Here is a 20,847-nt window from a genome sequence, read left to right on the forward strand (position 1 = left end):
CCACCCGCCCCTTCCGCTGATCCTCAGCCGGCCAGGGGCAGGGCGGTGGAGTGCAGGAGGCGGGCGTCGTCGGTGACGACCGCGTGCTGGTGCCCGGGCAGGCCGTCCACCCAGCCGATGCCGGCCGGCCCCATCGCGACGGCCGCGGTGGCGTACGCGTCGGCCAGCCCCAGGTCCGGCCCGACCACGGTGACCGAGCGCAGCCCCCGGGCCGGCACGCCCCGGCGCGGGTCGAGCACGTGGTGGCCGCGCTCGTAGACGCCGGACGTGGCCACGGCCAGGTCGGTGCCGGTGAGCACGAGGCAGGTGGACATCGCGTCCCACGGGTGGCGGACGCCGACCCGCCACGGTCGCCCGGTCGAGGAGTGGCCGCGTACCCGCACGTCGCCGCCGGCGTTCAGGCAGTGGTTCGCCGCCCCGGCCGCGAGCAGCCGGTCCGAGGCGACCTGCACCGACCAGCCCTTGACGTAGCCGGACGGGTCGAGCCGCCCGGTGGCGTACACGTCGAAGAAGCCGTCGGTGGCCTTCCACAGGTCGGCGCAGCGCGCCAGCACGTCCCGCAGGTCGGCGCCGGCCCCGGAGAGCGGCAGCTCGCCCCGGTCGACGCGGCACACCTCGCTGTCCGCCCGGTACGTGCTGAAGCGGGCGTCCACCTCGCGCAGCCAGGCGAACACGTCCCCGGCCAGCCCGTCCAGCTCGGCGGCGGGCAGGTCGTCGGCGAGGTCGAGGCTGATCGCGGTGCCCATGACCTGCTCGACCCGGCGCAGCCCCGGTCTGGTCGCCGGCGGACACCCGCCCGGCTCGCGCCGCCCCGCCGCCGGCACCGGCACGTCACCTCGCCCGGTCGATCGCGGCCTGCAACGACTGCTTGTACGAGGTGCTGGTGGCGGTCGCCCCGGAGACGGTGTCCACGTCGGCGCTCTGCCGCTGCACCACCAGCCCGGAGCCACCGCTGTAGCGGCCGTCGACCTGCTCGCTGCGCTGGTCGGACTGGGCGGTCTCCTCGGGCAGCTCCAGGGCCACCACGTCGACGATCCGCGTCCCGGAGAGGGTGATCTGCACCTGCACGTTGCCGTACTCGTTCTCCACCACCGGCCCCGTGACGGTGCGGGTCGTCGGCGCGGGCGGCGGCTTCGTGGTGGTGCGCGGCGCGGACGGCGCCCGGCTGGTGACGCTGGGCCGGCTCGCCGGCGCCCGGGTGGCGGTGCGACCGGGCCGGGGGGACGCGCTGGTGCGGGCCGGCGACGGCGGGGCGGAGACCTCCCCGCCGCCCGGGGCCGGACCGGCTGGCGCGGGGACCACCGGTGGGGGCGCCGCCGGCAGGTCCTGGGCGACCGGGCTGGTGCCCGGCGAGCCCTTCAGCACCACCATGGCGGTGGTGCCGGCCGCCAGGCCGGTGATCGCGAGCAGGGCGCGACGCATGGAAGCCTTCCTACAGCTCGAACGTGGCCAGGTGGATCTGCCGGCGGGGCACGCCGGCCTCGCGGAGCACCCGCAGCGACTGCTCGACCAGGCCGGGCGGGCCGCAGAGGTAGACGTCGCGCCGGGCGAGGTCGGGCACCAGCCGGCGCAGCCCGTCCGGGCTCATCACCTGGCGGGGGCCGGGATCGTGGCGGGAGCCGACGACGTACCAGATCGCGGTGTCCCGGGCCTCGGCGAGCCAGTCCAGCTCGCGGTGCAGCAGCACGTCGTCCGGGGTGCGGGCGCGGTAGATCAGCGCGGCGCCGGGCGGCAACTCCTCCAGCATGGCCCGGATGGGGGTGATCCCGCTGCCGCCGGCGATCAGCAGGGCCCGCTCGCGGGTGCGGTGGGCGGCGGTGAAGGTGCCCGACGGGCCCTCCGCCCAGACGCGGGTGCCCGCTTCGAGGTCGCGCAGGTCGGCGGTGTGCCTGCCGACCACCTTGACGGTGAGCCGCAGCCAGCGGCCGTTGGCGGCGGCCGAGACCGAGAACGGGTGCGCCTGCCACCAGCAGCCCCGGGCGAGGAACCGCCAGCGGAAGAACTGCCCGCCGAGCATTTCCAGGCGCTCCAGCCGGTCGCCGGTCAGGTAGATCGAGATCGTGTCCGGGCTCTCCGCGACCACGTCGGCGACCCGCAGCCGGTGCCGCAGGTTGAACGCCAGCGGCGCGACGACCCGGCCCCAGAGCAAGGCGGCGAGCACCACCACGTACATGCCGATCCAGAAGGTGCGCACCGGGCCGGGCCGGAACAGCTGCGCGCCGTTGCTGAACTGGTGGGCGAAGCCGAGCAGCAGCACCGCGTAGCTCGACAGGTGCAGGGCGTGCCACAGCTCGTAGGGCAGCGCGGTCCGGATCGCCCGGACGCTGGTGAGGCCGACCAGCACCAGGATGCCGGCGGCGGCGAACGCCGAGACCATGTCCTCGTAGTCGCGCAGCAGCACGCCGGCCTCGGTGAGCACCGGGTTGTCCTCCAGGTCGGCGTAGCCGACCAGGATCAGCGACGCGTGCGCGAGCACGGCCACCAGCAGGGTGGCCCCGACGTCACGGTGCCAGCGGGCGATCCGCTCGCCGCCGGCCCACCGCTCCAGGATCGGCAGCCGGCTCATCATCAGCACCTGCACGAGCAGCAGGTAGCCGGCTACCAGCCCGGTGATCCGGCCGGCGGCGGTCACGGTGGCGGCCGTCGTCCGCAGCGATCCGGGCGGGGTGTCCAGCCACCAGGGCAGCACGCTGGCGAGCAGGCCGACGACGAGCAGCGCGGCCAGCAGCCGCCGGCCGCCGGGTCCGCGTCGCGGCGGCACCAGGGGGCGTACGTCCGCAGCCGGCCGGCCGCCGCGCCGGGACGGGGTCGTCCCGGCGCGGCGGCCGGCGGCGTGGGTGCGCGGGTACGTCACGCGTACAGCTTCATCGGGCGGTACTTCTGCCGGGGGAAGATCTTGTCCACCTCCGCGTTGGTGAGCCCGAAGCGGCCCTGCGCGACGGCCCCGTAGACGTTGAACATGTTGTTGTACTCGGGCACGTCGCCGGAGTCCAGGTCGGACAGCCCGTTCCAGGTGCCCAGCAGCGAGCCGGCGAGCTTACGGCCGGAGAGCACGGTGACCACCCCGCCGTGGCCGTGGTCGGTGCCGCCGCCGTTGGAGGCGACCCGCCGGCCGAACTCGCTGGAGACCATGATGGTCACGTCGGCCGACTTCTCCCCCAGGTCGGTGAAGAACGCCGCCATGGCGCCGGCCAGCTCGTTGAGCCGCCGGTGCAGCTGACCGCCGTCGCGGGTGCCCTGGTTCTCGTGGGTGTCGTAGCCGCCCATCCCGACGGTGGCGACCCGGACGTTCGCCCCGCCCTTGATGAGCTGGGCGAGCTGCTGGAACGCGTAGCCGACGCCCTTGTACTCGACGCCCTCGGCCGCCTGGTACGGCTTCGCGGCGAGGCGCTGCGCGGTGGCCAGCGCGCCCAGGCCGTCCTGCACGGCGTCCTGCACCGGGTGGTTGATCCCGGTGAAGAGCCCCTTGATCGCCTTCTCGGTCGCGGCCCGGTACCGGTCGTCGCCGTTGAGCCGCAGCGAACCGACGCTGTTGAGCGACAGCGCGCCGTTGTTGCCGACCAGGGACCGGGGCAGCGTGCTGCCGATGCCGACGCTGCGGAACGCGGTGCCCGTGCCGAGCGCGTCGACCAGGCTGTCCAGCCAGCCCCGGCCGCCGGTCTCGCTGGGCAGCCCGCCGAGGTTGCAGGCGTCCGCGGCCTGGAAGTGGCTGCGGGACAGCCGCTCGTCGGAGACCGCCGGGACGAAGCCCAGGTTGCCGCTCTTCAGCCACTTCTCGAGCGGCTTGAACGCGCTGGTCAGCTTGAAGCCGCGGCCCACGGCCAGGGAGTCGTCGCCGAGCAGCAGGTCGGGGCGGGCCTTGGCGAGCACCGGGTCGTCCGCCGGGGCGACCAGGCTCAGCCCGTCCAGCCCGCCGTAGAGGAAGACGTGGATCAGGGTGCCGGTCTTGGTGGCGGCGAACGAGGCCGAGGTGGTGACGAACTGGGCGGTCGCGAGGGCGGTGGCGGTGGCGGCGGCGCCGGCCACGAACGTCCGCCGGGTCACGCCCCGACCGTCCTGCTGGGCCTCCTCGAGGTCCTCCAGCCGCCGGTAGCGGTCGGCCTCGGCGGCGTTCTCGGCGGCGACGATGTCGGCCTCCGCCCGCAGCAGCGCCTCGGCCGGGTCGTCGGCCAGCCGCCGCAGGTCGGGGCATTCGGGGTGCAGGGGGAACGTGTGCACAGTCTTCTCCATCGGGTGCCTCACCGGAGGTGGTGCTGGGGGGAAGCGAGGATCGCCCGCGCTACGGCGGTGACGGCCCCGTCGAACGTGGCGTCGACCTTGTCGCCGGCAGCCACGCCGGCCACGCCGAGGATCAGGGACCGTTCCCTGGCGCTCAGCTTCTGACCCACCAGCCGCAGGGCCAGCGCGTCCACGTACGCCCCGGCGGTGGCCGGTGGCCGAGCCACCAGCTTCTCCGGCGGGGTGTAGGTGAAGACGGTACGTCGGCCGGCGAGCAGCTCGCCCGCCTCGTTCCAGCCGTGGACCATGGTGCCGGCGGAGGTCCAGGCCACGTAGACGTCCGGGTAGCCGTCGGGGGTGGGCTGGCCCATCGGGTACTGGCCCAGCTCGCGCATCCGGTCGTGGATCTGCCGCAGCCCCCGGGCGTACGGGGTGCGCTTGTTGTCGCCGTTGTCGTGCTTCGGCGACGCCTCCGGGGACACCCCCAGGACCCGGTACGTGGCGACCAGGTACTCCATCGGCCGGCGCACCTTCTGGCCCACCGCCGCCCAGAACTCCGAGGAGCTGAACAGCGTCATCAGCACCGGCTTGATCATGCCCTTGTTCAGGCTGTACGACTTCGCCAGCCGCTCCACGAGGGACTTCGGCGGGGTGTCCGAGACGAACCGGGTGGCCAGGCTCTGCGCCACGTACTTCGCGGTGGACGGGTGCAGCGCGATGTACGTGATGTACGCGTCGATGGCCGCCTCGGCCTTCTTCGGGTCCTTCGAGGCGTTCGCGTGGGTGAAGCCGAGCACCTTCACCTTGCCGACGTAGTGCCGCTCGGGGCGGAACACGTACTTCCCGTCGTTGACGCCCCGGCCGGTCTGGAGCAGGGCCGCCTGCCGGACGTCCTTCTCGGTGTAGCCGCCGTCGACGCCGACCGAGTACAGCTCCAGGTTCTCGCGGGCCAGGTTCTCGTTGACCGCGTCGGCGCGGGAGTCGTTCTGGTTGAGGTAGAGCAGCAGCGCCGGGTGCCGGTTCGCGGCGAGCAGCATCTCGGGGTAGCTGCCGAGGGCGTGCGCCCGGACGACGTCCCGGTCGAAGGACGCGCGGTAGACCTCGCCCCCGTCGAAGTCTGCGGCGACGTGCAGGAAGTCGTTCCAGAAGTCGACCATGACCTCGAACAGCTGCCGCTGCGACCAGATCTGCCGGGCGATGGTGGCGTCCACCATCTCCTTCTCCGGCTGCGCACCGCGCTCGTTGAGCTGCTCGCGCTGCTCGCGCAGCTGCGCGGTGCCCAGCTTCAGCGTCGGCAGGTCGGCGAGCTTCAGCTCGGCCTTCGTCGGGGCGATCTTGTCGGGGTCGAGCTGCCAGCGCAGCCAGCCGTCGATGCCCCGCTCCTTGATGTCGGCGAGGACCTGCCTGGTGGCGCCGAAGGTGGCCCGGCGGGCCAGGTGCAGGATCGGGTCCTTGGCGAGCACCGTCTTGACGGTCACCTTGGTCTCCGCGGCGGCGGCGGCCGGCCCGGAGAAGGTCCGGCCGCCGGCCGGCGCGTTCTTCTTCAGCGCCTCGCCGGCCCGGGAGCCCATGTAGCTCTCGTTCTGCTCGGTGTAGGTGCGCACCGTGCTCGGCTGCTGGCCGCTCGGCCGGGCGGGGGTGCCGTCGGTGACCGTGGTGCCGGTGGCGTCGCCGGCCACCGCCTCGTCGCCGAGGAGGCTGCGGATCTGCGGGGTCATCGCCAGGGCGGCGCCACCGGCGACCACGGCCGCGGTGCCGCCGAGGGCCACGAGGGCCTTGCGCCGGCCGACCTTTGGGCCCGGCTCGTCGCCGTCGTCCAGGTTGGGCAGTCCCGGGCCGGCCGACGGCGCGGCGGCCTGCCGCGCGAAGCCCTCCGGGCCGACCCACTGCGGCCCGCGCGCGGCCGGGTGCCCGGCGTGCGCGTACTGGCCCTGCGTGTCTTCGGGGTGTCCGCCCTGGTGCGGGGCGCGCGCGTCGTGGCCGTACGGGGTGGGGGCGTAGGTGTCGCGGTGACCGTCGCCGGCGGCGGGGTACTGACGCCCGTCCCATCCGCGATCGTCCCGCGGTCGCCGTGGTGGCACATTCTGGTCGGCCATGTACCAATCCGTTTCTGCTGCGCCGCGACGACTGGCACCGGGCACGGGGGCAGGTGCGGCGACTGGTGCCTGAGGGGGTTGTCACCGGAAGGTAATGAAGCGTTCAGGTGCCTTCAAGCAGCACCGGAAGCCCCCAGGACGGCACTTAAGGCGCCGCTCAGCGCGGGTCGGCGACACCGGAACCCGGCGCCGCCCGGCACGGACCTCGCGAGCAGGGCGTACGCGGCACGGCACGGGCCGGACCCGGCCATCGCGGCCGACCCGGCGCGGGAGGGTCATTTCATCGCCACAGGCAAATTTAAGGTTCGGCTAAGCCTGCGCTGAGGCGCTCCCCCGCGCACCCGGAGGGCCAGGGGCGCGGCCGGACGGGCGTGGGCCGGGCGGGGCCGCAAAGTAGCAGCAGGACGGGAGCGTGAGCCGCCGCCGCAGCGGGTATGCCGCCGAACCGCTGAACACGTGAGGGGAAGGCACATGCTCAGCAAAGAGGATCAGCGCAGGTTCGAGCAGATCACCCGTCAGCTCCGGGAGAGCGATCCGGCGTTCTTCGCCCGGCTCGACAACCGGGCCCGGGCCCGTCGCGGCCGGTGGCTGATGCTGTTGACGATCGTGCTGTGGGCCTCGCTGCCGGCGATGACCGTGCTGGCCGGGCGACTGGCCGGGGCCGTCTGCGCGGTGGTCCTGGTGGCCAACGCCGCACTCATGTGGCGGTTCCGCCGCCGCTGGCTGTGAGCCGGGGCCGCGTACCGTTTCGCCGGCGGTCTCACCCGCCGAGGAGCCGGTACGCCCGCCGCAGCCGCTCCAGGAGACCGGGCCCGCCGATGGCGGGGGCCGGCGCGCCGAGCTGCCGCAGCAGCAGGTCCGGTCCGGTCGACAGGCTGGGTGGCCGGTCGGGCAACGGGACCGGCGGCAGCCAGAACCGGTCGACCGCCTCGGCCAGCGGCGCCGGCGGCAGGCCGGCGAGCGCCCGCGACGCCCCGACCGGCGGGGCGGCCACGGCGTCCCGCCCGGCACCCAAGACAGCGCCGTCCCGCGTGGACTCCGCCGTCGGCGGCAACGCACCGTCCGGGATGGACGGCGTGGGCTGCGGTCCGGCACCGTCCGCCACGGACGGCACGGCACCGTCCGACATGGACGGCGAGGCCGGCACGGCACCGTCCGAGCTGGACGGCGTGGTCGGCACCGCACCGTTCGGCAGGGACGGCGACGCCGGTGCGGCCTCCGTCGCGGCCGGCTGGTCGTCGGCGCCTGCGGCGTCGGCCCGCAGGACGCGCAGCCGGTCGAGCAGCTGCGTCCGGCTCCGACCCCGCCAGTGCAGCAACTGGAACGGGTCGGCGTCGAACGCCTCCGCGAGCAGGTAGAACGTGGCCGCGAGATGCTTGCAGGGAACGGCGAAGTCGGGGCAGCTGCACCGTTGACGCAGCTCCGCCACGCCGGCGGGGAAGAGCGGGGCGCCGGCGGCCCCGAACAGCTCCTCCAGTTCCGGGGGCAGGTCGCCGGCGAGCAGCCGGGCGCTGAAGAACGCCTGGGCGGCCAGCTCCGCCTCCACGCGGGCCCAGATCGCCTCCGGAAACGGCGGCAGCGCGATGCTCACCTCGTACGGCTGCGCGCGGGAGCCCTGCACGACGGCGCCGACGGTGCCCGGGGCGACCTCCAGCCGGACCACCTGTCCGGCCCGCGCGTACGACCGGCCACGGGTCAGCCGGGTGCCGAGGGCGAACGACTCCAGCACCTCCAGGAAGCGTTGGGACCACCAGGACCGGCCAATGGCCCCCCGGGTGCTGCGGGCCCGCAGCCCGCCGTCGACCCGGCGCGGCCGGCCGTAGTCGGCGAACCGGCCGTTGGCGCCGCCGTCGCCCTGCGCCTGCCCGCTCACTCCACCACCGCCCCGGCCTCCAGGGTGAACAACTCGCGCAGCTGCGTCGTGGACAGCTCGGTGACCCACTGCTCGCCGGTGCCGACGACCGAGGCGGCGAGGCTGCGCTTGTCGGCGATCAGCGCCGCCACCTTCTCCTCCACCGTGCCGGCGCAGACGAACTTGCGGACCTGCACCCGGCGCCGCTGGCCGATGCGGAACGCCCGGTCGGTGGCCTGGTCCTCGACGGCGGGGTTCCACCACCGGTCGACGTGCACCACGTGGTTGGCCTCGGTGAGGGTGAGCCCGGTGCCGCCGGCCTTGAGCGACAGGACGAAGATCGCCGGTCCCCCCGGGGACTGGAACCGGGTCACCATGGCGTCCCGGTCGGCCTTGCCGACCCCGCCGTGCAGGAAGAGCACCTCCCGGCCGAAGCGGGCCGACAGGTGCCCGCGCAGCATGCCACCGAACTCGGCGTACTGGGTGAAGAGCAAAGCCCGCTCCCCCGCCGCGAGGACCTCGTCCAGGATCTCCTCCAGGCGGGCCAGCTTGCCGGAGCGGCCGGGCAGCGCCGAGCCGTCGCGCAGCAGTTGCGCGGGGTGGTTGCAGACCTGCTTGAGCCGGGTCATGGCGGCGAGCACCAGCCCACGGCGCTCGATGCCGTCGCTGGACTCGATCCGCGCCATCATGTCGTCGACGATCGCCCGGTAGAGCGAGGCCTGCTCGGCGGTGAGGTTGCAGAGCACCTCCATCTCCAGCTTCTCCGGCAGGTCGGAGATGATCGAGGAGTCGGTCTTGAGCCGGCGCAGCACGAACGGGCCGGTGATCCGGCGCAGCCGCTCGGCCGTCTCGGCGTCGCCGTGCCGCTCGATCGGCTCGGCGTACTTCTTGCGGAAGGTCGCCGCCGGCCCGAGCAGGCCGGGGTTGGCGAACTGCATGATCGACCAGAGGTCCGCCAGCCGGTTCTCCACGGGCGTGCCGGTGACGGCGATCCGGTGCCGGGCGGGCAGCGCGCGGACCGCCTCGGCCTGCCGGGTGGCGGCGTTCTTGATGGCCTGGGCCTCGTCGACGACCACCCGCCGCCAGTCGATCCCGGCCAGCTCGACCGCGTCGCGGGCCGCGACCGAGTAGGTGGTGAGGACCAGGTCCGCGTCGTGCACGGCCGCGCCGAACGCCTCGCCCCGCGCCCGCTCCGCGCCGTGGTGCACGTGTACGCGCAGCCCCGGCGTGAACCGCGCCGCCTCGCGCTGCCAGTTGCCCACCAGCGACATCGGGCAGACCAGCAGGGTCGGGCCGGCGTCCGGCGGGTCCCCGGCGAGCAGGGCGAGCAGTTGCACCGTCTTGCCCAGCCCCATGTCGTCGGCGAGCACCGCGCCGAGCCCCAGCGACTGGAGGAACGCCAACCAGGCCAACCCCCGCCGCTGGTACGGCCGCAGCGTGCCGTGGAACCCCGGCGGCGGGTCCAGCGGGGCGAGCCGGCGCTCCACCGCCCCGGCGAGCAGGTCGCCCAGCGCGCCGTCGGCGCCGACCTCCAGCACCGGCAGCGCGTCCGGCTGCTCGGCGTCGGCCAGGCCGAGCCGGAGCAGGTCGGCGACGGTCAGCTCGCCGGAGGACCGGAGCAGCCGCAGGCCGGCGGCGAGCCGCTTCGGGTCCAGTTCCACCCACTGCCCGCGCAGCCGCACGAGCGGGGTCTTCAGCGCGGCCAGCGACGCCAGTTCCTCGGCCGTGAGCGGCTGGTCGCCGAGGGACACCTCCCAACGGTAGTCGACGAGGGCGTCCAGCCCGACGCCCCCGGCGGTGGCGGCGACGGTGCCCGGGGCGGTCCGGCTGCGGGCCTGCAACCGGGCGCCGAGCCGGGACGACGGGCGCCGCCACCAGGACGGCAGCAGCACGGCGAACCCGGCGGCGTGCAGCACCGGCGCGCCCTCGCGGAGGAACCGGTGCGCCCCCTCGACGTCCAGCTCCAGGGCCTCCGGCGTGGCCGTACGCAGGGCGTTGTCCAGCTCGGGCCAGAGCCGGCTGGCGCGCCCCAGCTCGGCGAGCAGGGTCTCCTGCGGGTCGTCGCCGCGACCGGCCAACCCGGCGACGCTGGCCGGCGCCCGCCAGACCTGCCCGGCGTCCACGTGCAGGCTCGGCTCGTCCGCCGCCTGGAGCCCGAACTCGATGCGCCACCGCCCGGCCGGCCGCGCCGTCGCCGCCGGGTCGGCGGGCACCACGACCACCGCCTCGGTGAGCTCCTCGGCCGGCGGCTCGACCAGGCGGAAGCTGGCCCGCACGGCGCCGCCGGCCGCGTCGCGCTGCCAGGCGTCCAGTTCGGCGCGGAGGGTGTCCAGCGCGGCCGGGTCGGCGGCGAACTCCCGCACCGGCCCGGTGAGCGCGGCCAGCCAGGCCGGCACCGCGCCGTTCGGGCGTACGCCCCGGGCCAGCGCGGTCTCCGCCAGGGTCGCCCGGACGGCGGCGTCGGTGAGCGCGTCGAGCGCGTCGGCGACCAGCGCGCCCGGCGCGTCGACGGCGGCCGGCGCGGGCCGGTGGCGGCCGGCGGGCGGGCCGGATCGCGCGCGCCGAGCGGCGCCCGGTCCGGACGGGGTGCCCGCCCCGGCGGCGGCACCGGGGTCGCCCGGTTCGTCCGGCCCGGTGGCGGCGCGGGCGGCCGGGGGCAGGGCCAGCGCCAGCGCCCGGGCCCAGGCGGCGTCCGTGCCGGTCAGCAGCGGTCGCCAGACCGCCCGGGCGCCGGCCTCCGCCCGCTTCCCGCCCGCCCGGGCGCGAGCCGTCGGGGGCGCCTCGGCGAGGCCGGGCAGGACCCGGCCCCGGGCCGCCAGGTCGACCGCGAAGTCGGCCAGCTCGGCGAGGTGGCGCAGGGTCGCGCCCGGCACGGCGGCCACCGCGTCGACGCCGCGCAGCAGGGCCAGGGCGGCGTCGGGGGCGTACCAGAGGACGGGGACCCGCCAGCCGGCGAGGGTGACCGGCCCGCGGACCGGCCCGGCGACGTCGGCGCGGACGAGTTCCGGGGAGTCCAGCGGTGCGCCGGCCCGGGTGGGGAGGGTGAGCAGGGCGGTGCCGAGGTGGGCCGGCTCGGCCGTCGCGGCCAGCGCGGCGACGAGCGCGGCCTGGTCGGCGGCGAACGGGTGCGGCCGTTCCCGGGGCGCCCGGCCAGGGCGGCGCGGCGCGTCGGCCGGCAGCGCGCTGTCCTCGGCCCAGACGGCGAGCCCCACGCCGGAGCGCCAGACCCCGTGGACGACCAGCACGCGTCCCCCTCCTCGCGACGACCCCGGCGAGGATATCGGTCCGGGCCCGGCGGCCCCGGCCAGCACACCGTCGGCCGTCCGGACGAGCGGGCGGCGGGCGGCCCGGGCTCCGTGGCCGCCGGGCGGCGGGGATAGGGTCGGGCGCGTGTACGACCTTCTCGTGATCGGCGGTCTCGGCGTCGACGTGCGGGTACGGGTGCCCGCGATCCCGCTGCCGGCCGCCGACTCCGTCACCGTCGACCCGATCGACCTGCGGATCGGCAACACCGGCGCGGGGGTGGCGCTCGCCGCGCACGCGCTCGGGCTCCGGGTGGCGGTGGTGGACGTCATCGGTGTCGACCCGGCCGGCGAGGTGGTCCGCGCCGCGCTGGCCCGCACCGGAGTGCACGCCGTGCTGGGCGACGCCCCGGCCGGCACCCGGCGGTCGGTGAACATGGTCGACCCGGGCGGCCGGCGGATGTCGCTCTACGATCCGCGCCCCTGGCACGGGCCGGCCCCGTTCCCGGCGGCCGAGGTGACCGCGCTCGTCCGGCAGGCGGCTCACGTACATCTGTCGATCATGGACTGGACGCTTCCCCTGCTGACCGCCCTGCGCGCGGGGCTGGCCGACGGGGCCGTCCTCTCCACCGACCTGCACGACTGGGACGGCGGGAACGCCTACCACCGGCCCTTCGCCGAGGTGGCCGACCTGGTCTTCGTCAGCGGGGTCCGCCTGGGCGCGGGGGCCGGCGCGCTCGCCGCCACGCTGGCGCCCCGCACGGTGCTGGTGACCCGGGGCGCGGACGGCGCCGAACTGCACACCGGCGGCGGCGCACCGACGGCGGTGCCCGCCGCCGCGCCGCCCGCACCGGTCGTCGACACCAACGGCGCGGGGGACGCCTTCGCGGCGGGCGTGATCGCCGCCCGGCTGCGCGGCGCGGCGCTGACCGACGCGGCGGCGTACGCGGCCCGGGTCGCCGCGGCGGCCTGCACCCACGACGGCATGGAGTATCCGCCCGACCTGCTGCCGCGTCGCTGAGCCCGCTGTGCGTCGGCGCGCGGGCGCGCCCGGGTCAGGGTCAGGTCGCCGCGCGGCCGGCGGTCAGAGCGCGCCGGTGGCGCCGTCGGTCAGCTCGCGGAGGATGTCGGCGTGCCCGACGTGCCGGGCGGTCTCCTCGATCATGTGCACGAGGATCCAGCGCAGCGAGACCTCACCGAGCTGCGGGTGCGGCACGACGTGGTCGAGGTCGAACCGGCCGGCGACCTCCCGGGACCGGGCGCAGGCCCGCTCGTACGCGGCGGCGAGCCGTTCGACGGTGTCGTCGTCGGTGAGCGTGAAGCTCGCCGCCGCGTCCTCCTCCGAGGTGAGGTAGACGTCGCCCGGGCCGGGGGCGAGCAGACACGGGAACCAGTTCCGCTCCACCAGCGTCAGGTGTCTGACGAGGCCGGCGACGGTGGTGGCCGAGGGCACCAGCCGGCGGGCCGCGTCGGCGTCGGAGAGCCCGCGCACCTTGCGCAGCAGCACGCCCCGGTGGAAGTCGAGGAACGATTCGAGCACGGCGCGCTCGTCGCCGGTGCGCGCCAGCACCGGGCCGAGCGTGGGATCGATTGCCATCTCCGCCATCCACCGACCCTAGTGCCGGTCCGCCCAGGCCCGCTGCCCCGCTATCCGCTGCGGGGTCCCCCCGGGCGGGGCAGGATGGGGCGCATGGCATCAACGGCAGAGATCCCCCTGGCCGGCGGCGTGGCCGACGGCGAGACCGTCACCGTGGAGCTGGACCCGAACGGCCGCCCGCCGCTGACCCATCACCACCTCGGCGCGAAGGGGCTGGCCGAGGCGGAGATCTACGAGCTGGAATCCGTGGACGCCGACGCCGACCGGTGGTGCTACCGCTGGCGGGGGCCGGCGGTCTGAGCCGGCGGGTCAGACCGCCGGGGCCAGGGTGCGGGCGCGCAGGCTGTCCAGCACGGCGCGGGTGACCTGGGAGGTTCCCCGGGCCTCGTCGCACACCTCGGCCACCCGTCGGGCGGTGGCCTCGGCCCGCTGCTCCCGCTCGTCCCAGAGCCGGTCGACCTCGGCCAGGAGCGGGCCCTCGACCTCCCGCTCCACGCCGCGCAGCGCCGGCACCCCGAGCCGCTGGGCGAGGTCGAAGACCTTGCCGGCGTACGGCAGCGGCAGGAACGGCGTGCCCGCCATCGCGGCGAAGATCAGGAAGTGCAGCCGCATGCCCACGGCCAGGTCGAAGTGGCGCATCAGCCCGAGCACCTGCTGGGGCGAGTAGGTGCCGTGCAGGATCCGGCCCCGCTCGGCGGCGACCATGTGCGACAGCACGCCGTGCGAGTGCCGGATGTCGTCGCGCTCCATCGGGACGAAGAGCACGTAGGCGTCGATCCGGTGCACCAGGAAGTCGCCGATCTGGGCGAGCAGGCGGTGGTAGCCGTCGACGTCGAGGCGCTCGGCGGCCCGGCCCGGTTCCCGCACGCTCATCCCCACCAGCCGCTTGCCGGCCGGCACCCCCTCCTCGCGGAGCAGCTCCGCCGGGAAGTCCTCGGGCTCGATCAGGAACGCGGGATCGGCGGTGACGGTGATCGGGTTGAGCAGCCCCGCCTCCTCCAGCACCATCCGGGACTCCTGGTCCCGTACGGTCACCTGGGTGGCGCTGGCGAGGGTCTCCCGCACCATGCCGGTGTCCACGTCCTCGCTGAGCGGCCCGACCCCCACCGCGTACGTCAGCAGCGGCAGGCCCCGCTCCTGGGCGACCCGGACCACCCGCAGGTAGCGGCGGGCCTCCCGGTCGTAGAGGATGCCGCCGCCGCCGAGGATCAGCACGTCGAGCTGGGCCAGGACCAGCGCCGAGTCGGTCCGGCTGATCCCCTCCCAGGGCACCGCCTCCACGTCGGGATGGGCGATCCTGGTGTGCTCCGGGTTCCGGGAGAAGACGATGATCCGCCCGTTCGGCTCCTGCTCGCGCAGGTCGGCCAGCAGACCGCTCAGGATCGCCTCGTCACCGAGGTTGCGACCGCCGTACGAGCCGAGCACACCGATGGTCAGTCCGCCGCCATGCCTCATCCGTCGCTCCTCCCCAGGTGCGTCCGGGGCGGGGTTCCCGCTGCGCCGGGGAACACTCCTGACGGGCTCAGCCGGCCGGGGAGATCCGCTTCGTCATCTGCTGGGCGGCCACCCGGTAGCCGAGGTCGTGGTAGAGATGGATGGCCCCGGTGTTGGAGCCGAAGACGTTCAGCCCCAGCTCGGGCACCCCGAGGGCGGCGAGTTCCGCCTCGACGAGCTGGATCATCCGCCGCCCGTATCCCTGTCTGCGATGTCCGGGATGCACCTCGACGCTGTTGAGCCACGCGGTGTGGGGCCCGGCGGGGCCGCCGGGGAGCCCCACCCAGATCCACCCCACCTCGACGTCGCCCACCCGGGCCGTGCGGAGCAGGGCGCCGGCGCTGTCGACGCCGTCGGGGAGCTGTTCGCGCAGCTGGGTGGTGGCCCGCTCCAGGGCCGTGGCCGGCGCCAGGCCGCGGTCGGTGACCATCGCCTCGGCGTACGAGCGCACGAGCGGCTCCCGCACCCGCGCGAACTCCTCGGCCGTCATCGGTACCAGTTCCACCACGCCGCCTCCCTCTGTCGGAGTCACCGGTCGACACCGCCGACCAGCCGGGACACGAATGCCACGACCACGTCGTCGGGATCGAATCCCGCCTCGATGGACGTGCCGAGCAGATCGAGCAGCAGCCCGTCCACGGCGTAGTGCAGCAGAGCGACCTCGAACGCGCCACCCGGTAATCCGGCGGCGAGGTGGAACGCGACGTCGTCGCGGTAGCCGCGCCGCAGGGTGTCGCCGAGGATCCGGGCCAGGTCGGGGCGGCGGGCGGCCTCCAGCCGCAGCTCGATCAGCGCCCGGGTGAGATCGGGCTGCCGCGTGGTCCGCTCGACGATGTAGCGCAGGTAGTCCGTGAACAGCTCCAGGGACGGCTCGCGGGCGCCCAGCGTCAGCCGGGCGGCGACACCGGATGGGTGAGGAACGGCAGGACGGCGGCGGGCAGCGCCGGCGAGACGACGATGTCGTAGTGGGTGAGTCCCGGCAGCACGGCGAGCCGGGAGGCCGGGCGGTCGGTGCCGTCCCCGCCGGCGTCCCGGTGGCCGCCGCCGAGCAGCCCGAAGAACTCCACCACGTGCGCGGCGCTGACCGAGTCGGCGTCGGCGAAGACCAGCAGGGTGGGCACGGCGAGGGCGGCCACCTCGGCCGACCAGTCGTAGTCGCGGCGCAGCAGCTCGCCCGTCTTCGCCCAGAGCCGCGACCAGTCCCCCGGCCGGGGCGCGACGCGGGTGTAGAGCGCGTGCGGCGGAGTGCCCCGCATCCGCTCGCCCGCCTCCTCGTCGGGCTCGGGCATGCCCGCCAGCACCTCCGGATACCAGCCCAGCCGCCGGCACGGCGCGGAGACGACGACCAGCCGGCGCACCAGCGCCGGGTGCTGGATCGCGGTACGCAGCGCCACGCCGCCGCCGAGCGAGTAGCCCAGCACGTCGGCCTCGGCCAGGCCGAGGTGCCCGATCAGCGCCGCGACGTCGTCGGCCATCGACTCGTAGCGCAGCGGGCGGTCGACGTCGGCGGTGCGCCCGTGGCCCTGGAGGTCGACCGCGATCACCCGACGACGCGCGGCCAGCGCCGGCAGGATCGGCGCGAACATCTCCACCGACCCGAAGCCGCCGTGCAACAGCAGCAGCGGGCGGCCGGCGCCGTGCTCCTCGTGCCACAGGCGCAGCCCGGCGACCTCCGCGTAACTCATCGCCCCATCCAACCCCGGCCCGCACGACGTACGCGGCCGATCGGCCGCGCTCTCCCTGGGACGGGGCGGCCGAGCTGGCCGCGGGCTACAGCCGCTTGCGCATCTGGATGGCGGTCGCCTCGAAGCCCAGCTGCTCGTAGAGCCTGCGCGCGGGGAGGTTGAAACCGAAGACGCTCAGGCCGATCGAGACGACTCCCCACTCCCGGCACCGCTGTTCGACGGCCTGGAACATGGCCCGCCCGTGGCCCCTGCGCCGCACTTCCGGTCGCACCTCGACGTCGTAGCAGAAGGCGTGCGGCCCGTCCGACTTCTGTTCGACGTGCAGCCAGAACATGCCGACCTCGTCGTCACCGTCGTGGACCGTCCAGAGATGGTGCCCCGGCGTGGCCAGACCGTCGGGCAGGAGCGTCGCGTAATCCTCCTGGGCCTTCCGTTCGGCCTCCGGCGCCGGCAGCGCGCCGGACTCGGCGATGTGCTGCGCGTAGCTCGCCTCCGCCCGCCGCCGATACCGGAGGTACTGCTCGGCGGTCATCGGCTCAAGTCTCAGCATCGCCACCCCGACACCGTATTTCAGCCGTCCGGGCCGCAGCGTCCGACGAGGACAAACAGGACGGTCCGCAACCGTCCTGCTCCACGGCCGTCCCGACCGGCCCTGCCGTCCCGGCTACCTCGGCCGTCCTGCTCCACGGCCGTCCCGGCCAGCCCTGCCGTCCCGGCTAGCCCGGTCGCACGCACGGGTCGGTGACCGTGCGGGTCGCGCTCTGCGCCGTCCGGCCGTCCGTGGCCGTCGCCCGTACCGACCAGGTCAGCGTCGGTGCGCGCAGCCGCCCGACGCTCGCCCGCGCGGTCGTTCCGTCCACCGTCATCGCCCGGGTCGACGTCCTGCCCCCGGCGGGTGTCCAGCGCACCTCGGCGCCGCCGAGCGCGGCACTGCCGGTGGCCTGCACCACCAGGGTGTACGTGTCCGAGCCGCACCGCACGTGGGCGGTGGCGGAGACCGTGAACGCCGCGGCGACCTGCGGTGTGGCGGTCGGCCGGGGCGCGGTCGGAGGCCTGGACGGCGCAGCGGTCGGCGACGGCGCGGGGCCACCCGGCACGGCGTCGGGCGCGTCAGTCCGGGTAACCCCGTCGCCGTCCGCCGGCGTGACCACGGGCCCGGGCGTCGGACCGACGGCGCCGGCCGACGGCGATTCGGCGGCCCGCGTACCGGTCACCGGGGCGGTGCCCGACGGCAGCGCGGAGGCGGGCGTCACCGGGTCGCCGGCCGCCGGTCCGTGCGTCTCCGACACCGGCTGGCCGGCGGCGTCCTGCGCGGCGGTCGGGCGCCCGGGTGCCAGCGCCCAGGTGCCGAGTGCGGCGAGGAGGATCAGCAGAGCCACGGACGCGGCCACCTGCCGGCGGTGCCGCTTGCGGTTCGCAGGCGAGGTCGTCCGCACGGGATGCGCCGCACCGCCCGAGGGCCCCGCCGCCGCACCGTCCGGGGTCACCGGCCCGTTCGCCGCGGGCGTAGGCCCGTCGACCGCGTCATCCGCTGCGGGCGCGGGCCCCTCAGCGGCCCCCTGTGCCTGTCCGGTGTCCCCCATCCCGGGGATTGCCTCGGCCGGCGGCGCCGGTTCGGCGGACGACGCCGGGTCGGTCGGCGAGGCCGAATCGGCGGACAGCGCCGGATCGGCCGACGAAGCCGGACCGGCGGGCGGTGCCGCATCGACCGGCGGCACCCGGCCCGGTGCCGCCGGATCGGCGGCGAGCGCCGGATCGGCCGGATCGGCCGGCAGCGTCGGGTCGGCCGGCGCGGGGTCGGCCGTGACCGTGCCCGCCGGATCGGTCCCCGCGCCGGCTGCCGAATCGGCCGGGGCACCGGTCGCGGCCTCGGCCAGTCGCGGCCACACCGAGTCGGCAACGACCAGGAACACCGGAGCCGTGTACGCCGACAGCAGCGCGGCCGGGCTGAGCTGTTCGCGCCGGAGCAGCCCGCACACCGCACAGCTCTCGATGTGCCGCGACACCCGCTTGCGCAGCGTCGGGGTGAGCCGGCCCTGCCACCCGTCGATCAGGTCGGCGAGACCCGGGCAGTCCCGGGCTCCGGTGCGGGCCACCAGCAGCGCCCCCAGCGCCCGTTCGAGCTGCGAGCGGGCGCGCGACAGGCGGGCGTGCGCGTGGTTCGTGGGCACCCCGAGGGCCACGCCGATGTCGGCGGACGACAGGTCGTGGCGGATGGCCAGGTGGACCACCTCACGGTCGCCCGGGTTCAGCGCCGCCACCGCGGTGTGCACCAGGTCGCGTACCTGATCGGCGTTGACGCCCGTGCCGGGGTCGGCGATGTCGGCCGCCGGCTCGCCGGCCTCCTCCAGCGGCAGGGAGCGGGACCGCTCCCGCAGCTGCCGGAGGCACTCGTTGCGCACGATCGCGTACAGCCAGGAGCGCAGCCGGTCGGGCTCGCGGAGCTGGTCGATGCGCTGGCTGGCGGTGAGGAACGCGTCGTGGACGGCGTCCGCGGCGGCCTCCGGCTCGCGCAGCATGGTCCGGGCGTACGTGTAGAGCCGGTCGGCGTAGCGCCGGTACATGCCCTCCAGCCCGGCCCGCTCGCCGCGGCGCACCGCCTCGACCAGCGTGGAGTCGTCCTGTGCCGCCGTGTCCATCGTGTCCCTCGCTGCTCGTCGACGGGTCCAGTAAAGCGGCGGAATATTTTTCTTCGAAGTTTCTGTTGGCATCCCGACCCGCCCCGACTCCTACCGGTGTCATCGCGACGAAGAACCCGAAGGGAAGACACCATGCGAGAAGGATCGAAGCACATCCGGTGGGCGCGACGGACGGCCACCGTGGGCGGGGCCGCGCTGAGCGCGCTCGTCCTCGGCCAGCTGGCCCTCGCCGGGCCGGTGGCGGCGGTGCCCGGCCTGAGCGTCAAGACGACGACCGGCCCCAGCAACAGCAGCGCGAAGACGCAGAACGCGACCTGCCCGGCCGGCACCAAGGTCATCGGCGGCGGCGGCGCGATCACCGGCTCCGGCCTCGGGCAGGTCGGCATGGACATCATGCGTCCGCTGATCGGCGGGGACGCGTACTCGGTGACCGGCCGGGAGGACGAGAACGGCGTCGGCGGCAACTGGGCGGTCACGGCGAACGCGATCTGCGCCACGCCGCCGGCCGGCCTGGTGATGGTGTCCGGCAGCTCGGCGCCCAGCTTCGGCACGTCGAACTGGTTCGAGAAGTCCTGCCCGGCCGGCAAGCACGCCATCGGGGTCGGTGGCGCGGTCGTCGGGGCGGCGAACAGCGAGGTCGTCCTGGAGGACCTGCGCATCCACCAGAACAGCGTCGTGGTGGCCGGCGCCGAGGACGGCACCGGCTTCGCCGACAGCTGGTGGCTGGACGCGGTCGCGATCTGCGCCGACCCGCTGCCCGGCGAGCAGCGCGTGATCGACGACAGCGTCTACAGCTCCGCCGCCACCCAGTCGGTCACCGCAACCTGCCCGCCCGGGACGCGGGTGCACGGGGTGGGCGGCGAGATCCTCGGCGGCGACGGGCAGGTGCGCCTGACCCAGATGCGGGCCACCACCTCGACCGTCGTCACCGTCTCCGCCGCCGAGGACGAGAACGGTTTCAGCAGCAACTGGAAGGTGCGCGCGTACGCCGTCTGCGCGAGCTGATCGCCCACGACAGCGGGCCGCCGGACCAGCCGGCGGCCCGCTTCGCGTACGGGTTCCGCGCGTTGCCGTCAGGCACCGACAATCGTCACGGGGGCCCGGTGAACAGCTCTAGAATGGGGCGACGGCCAACCGCCCCGACCTGCGAACAGTCCGCACGGCAAGGATGGGTGCTCATGGACTCGGATTCAGATGACGTGACCCTCAGCCCCGCGGAACAGGAAGTACAGAACAAGCTTCTGCGGGCTCTCGAAAAGGTGCAGACGATCTCGATGGCGCTCAACCATGTCGAGCATCTCCTGAATCCCGCCAACCCGTACACGCCAGCCATGAACACACCGCCGGTGAAGGCACTGTTGGCCGAGGTCGGCCCGGGCAGCACCGCCGATTCGCGGCGGGACGCCATGCTCAGCCTTCAGGAGAAACTCACCCTGGCCAGGAACGAGTACCAGAAGGTGATGCAGGAGGCGGCGAAGTTCTCGTCATGACCGGCGCGAGCCGACGGCGGTTCAGCACCGCACCACGTAGCTGGAGCTGTAGTTCCAGGTCAGGGTGGCGTAGGAGAACCACTCCCGGTGCCAGTACCGGATCGTGGCGGTCGGGGTGGTTCCCTGGGTGGGGACCCAGCGTTGCCCGACGTACCGCTCGGTGACCGACGAGGCCGGTGGCGTCATGTCGGCGCTACTGGTGCAGTGGGCGGTGCCGGAGGCACCGGTCGTCGCGAGCGTCGTGCTCAGGACCAGGGCGATGCCGTTGCACTTGGCCACCAGGCTGTTCCGGTAGTACAGGATGGACGACCCGCTCGGCTGCTGCGCCATCCAGTACCGGTAGGTGAAGCTTCCGTTGCTCCGGCTCCCGATGAACGTCCAGGTCGTACCGATCGACGGGTTGGCGGGGTTCGGCTCGAAGAAGCCGTTGGTGGAGCAGAACGCGTCGCCAGGCCCGGCGGAGGCGGGGGCCGCTACCACCGTGGGGGCGGCCAGGCCCAGGAGCAGCCCGAGGATCAGGAGCAGGGCCGGTGG

Annotated in this window: 20 protein-coding genes; 5 read left to right on the forward strand and 15 right to left on the reverse strand. The window is 75.0% G+C overall.

The window, feature by feature from the left end:
• Window positions 1-23: 23 nt before the first annotated feature.
• The 5 genes from F6X68_RS16775 to F6X68_RS16795 form a co-directional block, all read right to left on the reverse strand.
• The gene (locus F6X68_RS16775) at window positions 24-746 is read right to left on the reverse strand and encodes an FAD:protein FMN transferase (protein ID WP_151455191.1); all 723 of its coding nucleotides are present in this window, start codon (window positions 744-746) and stop codon (window positions 24-26) included.
• A gap of 85 nt (window positions 747-831) precedes the next feature.
• Window positions 832-1,422, reverse strand: a complete 591-nt coding sequence (locus F6X68_RS16780) for an FMN-binding protein (RefSeq protein ID WP_151455175.1) — start codon at window positions 1,420-1,422, stop codon at window positions 832-834.
• A gap of 10 nt (window positions 1,423-1,432) precedes the next feature.
• The gene (locus tag F6X68_RS16785) at window positions 1,433-2,854 is read right to left on the reverse strand and encodes a ferric reductase-like transmembrane domain-containing protein (RefSeq protein WP_151455176.1); all 1,422 of its coding nucleotides are present in this window, start codon (window positions 2,852-2,854) and stop codon (window positions 1,433-1,435) included.
• Window positions 2,851-4,218: a DUF1501 domain-containing protein gene (locus F6X68_RS16790; RefSeq protein ID WP_225852252.1), complete on the reverse strand. Its 1,368-nt coding sequence runs from the start codon at window positions 4,216-4,218 to the stop codon at window positions 2,851-2,853. Before F6X68_RS16790 ends, F6X68_RS16785 begins: the two co-directional genes overlap by 4 nt.
• A gap of 20 nt (window positions 4,219-4,238) precedes the next feature.
• On the reverse strand, window positions 4,239-6,314 hold the full coding sequence (locus tag F6X68_RS16795; RefSeq protein WP_151455178.1) for a DUF1800 domain-containing protein: 2,076 nt from the start codon (window positions 6,312-6,314) through the stop codon (window positions 4,239-4,241).
• 471 nt (window positions 6,315-6,785) lie between these two features.
• On the opposite strand from F6X68_RS16795, the gene F6X68_RS16800 reads away from it, so the two are divergent.
• Window positions 6,786-7,043, forward strand: coding sequence for a DUF3040 domain-containing protein (locus F6X68_RS16800; protein ID WP_121400370.1), 258 nt, complete (start codon window positions 6,786-6,788; stop codon window positions 7,041-7,043).
• Window positions 7,044-7,074: 31 nt separating this feature from the next.
• On the opposite strand, the gene F6X68_RS16805 is transcribed toward F6X68_RS16800, so the two are convergent.
• Both F6X68_RS16805 and F6X68_RS16810 read right to left on the reverse strand, forming a co-directional pair.
• On the reverse strand, window positions 7,075-8,187 hold the full coding sequence (locus F6X68_RS16805; RefSeq protein WP_151455179.1) for an SWIM zinc finger family protein: 1,113 nt from the start codon (window positions 8,185-8,187) through the stop codon (window positions 7,075-7,077).
• Window positions 8,184-11,411 carry a DEAD/DEAH box helicase gene (locus F6X68_RS16810; protein WP_151455180.1) on the reverse strand — a complete coding sequence of 1,076 codons (3,228 nt, stop codon included), beginning with the start codon at window positions 11,409-11,411 and terminating at the stop codon, window positions 8,184-8,186. The genes F6X68_RS16805 and F6X68_RS16810 overlap by 4 nt, the downstream gene beginning before the upstream one ends.
• A gap of 145 nt (window positions 11,412-11,556) precedes the next feature.
• Here F6X68_RS16810 and F6X68_RS16815 point away from each other — a divergent pair, with 145 nt between their 5' ends.
• Window positions 11,557-12,429 (forward strand): carbohydrate kinase family protein, encoded by an 873-nt coding sequence (locus F6X68_RS16815; RefSeq protein ID WP_151455181.1) that lies wholly within the window; start codon window positions 11,557-11,559, stop codon window positions 12,427-12,429.
• A gap of 63 nt (window positions 12,430-12,492) precedes the next feature.
• On the opposite strand, the gene F6X68_RS16820 is transcribed toward F6X68_RS16815, so the two are convergent.
• On the reverse strand, window positions 12,493-13,014 hold the full coding sequence (locus F6X68_RS16820) for a DinB family protein (protein WP_151455182.1): 522 nt from the start codon (window positions 13,012-13,014) through the stop codon (window positions 12,493-12,495).
• Between the two features lie 84 nt (window positions 13,015-13,098).
• Here F6X68_RS16820 and F6X68_RS16825 point away from each other — a divergent pair, with 84 nt between their 5' ends.
• A complete protein-coding gene (locus tag F6X68_RS16825; RefSeq protein ID WP_151455183.1) occupies window positions 13,099-13,305 on the forward strand; it encodes a hypothetical protein in 207 nt (68 codons plus the stop codon).
• A gap of 9 nt (window positions 13,306-13,314) precedes the next feature.
• On the opposite strand, the gene F6X68_RS16830 is transcribed toward F6X68_RS16825, so the two are convergent.
• From F6X68_RS16830 to F6X68_RS16855, 6 genes are all read right to left on the reverse strand, one after another.
• Window positions 13,315-14,460 (reverse strand): polysaccharide pyruvyl transferase family protein, encoded by a 1,146-nt coding sequence (locus F6X68_RS16830; RefSeq protein ID WP_151455184.1) that lies wholly within the window; start codon window positions 14,458-14,460, stop codon window positions 13,315-13,317.
• A gap of 67 nt (window positions 14,461-14,527) precedes the next feature.
• Window positions 14,528-15,007, reverse strand: coding sequence for an N-acetyltransferase (locus F6X68_RS16835; protein WP_151455185.1), 480 nt, complete (start codon window positions 15,005-15,007; stop codon window positions 14,528-14,530).
• Between the two features lie 20 nt (window positions 15,008-15,027).
• A complete protein-coding gene (locus tag F6X68_RS16840; protein ID WP_225852253.1) occupies window positions 15,028-15,390 on the reverse strand; it encodes a hypothetical protein in 363 nt (120 codons plus the stop codon).
• On the reverse strand, window positions 15,387-16,184 hold the full coding sequence (locus F6X68_RS16845; RefSeq protein WP_151455186.1) for an alpha/beta fold hydrolase: 798 nt from the start codon (window positions 16,182-16,184) through the stop codon (window positions 15,387-15,389). Before F6X68_RS16845 ends, F6X68_RS16840 begins: the two co-directional genes overlap by 4 nt.
• Before the next feature lie 85 nt (window positions 16,185-16,269).
• The gene (locus F6X68_RS16850; RefSeq protein ID WP_192581433.1) at window positions 16,270-16,716 is read right to left on the reverse strand and encodes an N-acetyltransferase; all 447 of its coding nucleotides are present in this window, start codon (window positions 16,714-16,716) and stop codon (window positions 16,270-16,272) included.
• A 184-nt stretch (window positions 16,717-16,900) separates the two neighbouring features.
• Window positions 16,901-18,823: a sigma-70 family RNA polymerase sigma factor gene (locus F6X68_RS16855; protein WP_192581434.1), complete on the reverse strand. Its 1,923-nt coding sequence runs from the start codon at window positions 18,821-18,823 to the stop codon at window positions 16,901-16,903.
• Window positions 18,824-18,955: 132 nt separating this feature from the next.
• On the opposite strand from F6X68_RS16855, the gene F6X68_RS16860 reads away from it, so the two are divergent.
• A complete protein-coding gene (locus F6X68_RS16860; protein ID WP_151455189.1) occupies window positions 18,956-19,828 on the forward strand; it encodes a hypothetical protein in 873 nt (290 codons plus the stop codon).
• Window positions 19,829-20,001: 173 nt separating this feature from the next.
• A complete protein-coding gene (locus F6X68_RS16865) occupies window positions 20,002-20,313 on the forward strand; it encodes a hypothetical protein (RefSeq protein WP_151455190.1) in 312 nt (103 codons plus the stop codon).
• A gap of 21 nt (window positions 20,314-20,334) precedes the next feature.
• Here F6X68_RS16865 and F6X68_RS33560 read toward each other — a convergent pair.
• Window positions 20,335-20,847 (reverse strand): hypothetical protein (locus F6X68_RS33560; RefSeq protein WP_192581435.1); only part of this gene is annotated, 513 nt, incomplete at its 5' end.

The sequence above is a fragment of the Micromonospora sp. AMSO12t genome (assembly GCF_008806585.1).
GTDB classification, from domain to species: Bacteria; Actinomycetota; Actinomycetes; order Mycobacteriales; family Micromonosporaceae; genus Micromonospora; species Micromonospora reichwaldensis.

Coding starts and splice junctions, on each gene's coding strand:
- F6X68_RS16860 (WP_151455189.1), top strand. CDS start 18,956: ATGCGAGAAGGATCGAAGCACATCCGGTGGGCGCGACGGACGGCCACC.
- F6X68_RS16855 (WP_192581434.1), bottom strand. CDS start 18,823: ATGGACACGGCGGCACAGGACGACTCCACGCTGGTCGAGGCGGTGCGC.
- F6X68_RS16830 (WP_151455184.1), bottom strand. CDS start 14,460: ATGAGGCATGGCGGCGGACTGACCATCGGTGTGCTCGGCTCGTACGGC.
- F6X68_RS16780 (WP_151455175.1), bottom strand. CDS start 1,422: ATGCGTCGCGCCCTGCTCGCGATCACCGGCCTGGCGGCCGGCACCACC.
- F6X68_RS16845 (WP_151455186.1), bottom strand. CDS start 16,184: ATGAGTTACGCGGAGGTCGCCGGGCTGCGCCTGTGGCACGAGGAGCAC.
- F6X68_RS16795 (WP_151455178.1), bottom strand. CDS start 6,314: ATGGCCGACCAGAATGTGCCACCACGGCGACCGCGGGACGATCGCGGA.
- F6X68_RS16865 (WP_151455190.1), top strand. CDS start 20,002: ATGGACTCGGATTCAGATGACGTGACCCTCAGCCCCGCGGAACAGGAA.
- F6X68_RS16775 (WP_151455191.1), bottom strand. CDS start 746: ATGGGCACCGCGATCAGCCTCGACCTCGCCGACGACCTGCCCGCCGCC.
- F6X68_RS16800 (WP_121400370.1), top strand. CDS start 6,786: ATGCTCAGCAAAGAGGATCAGCGCAGGTTCGAGCAGATCACCCGTCAG.
- F6X68_RS16825 (WP_151455183.1), top strand. CDS start 13,099: ATGGCATCAACGGCAGAGATCCCCCTGGCCGGCGGCGTGGCCGACGGC.
- F6X68_RS16820 (WP_151455182.1), bottom strand. CDS start 13,014: ATGGCGGAGATGGCAATCGATCCCACGCTCGGCCCGGTGCTGGCGCGC.
- F6X68_RS16850 (WP_192581433.1), bottom strand. CDS start 16,716: ATGACCGCCGAGCAGTACCTCCGGTATCGGCGGCGGGCGGAGGCGAGC.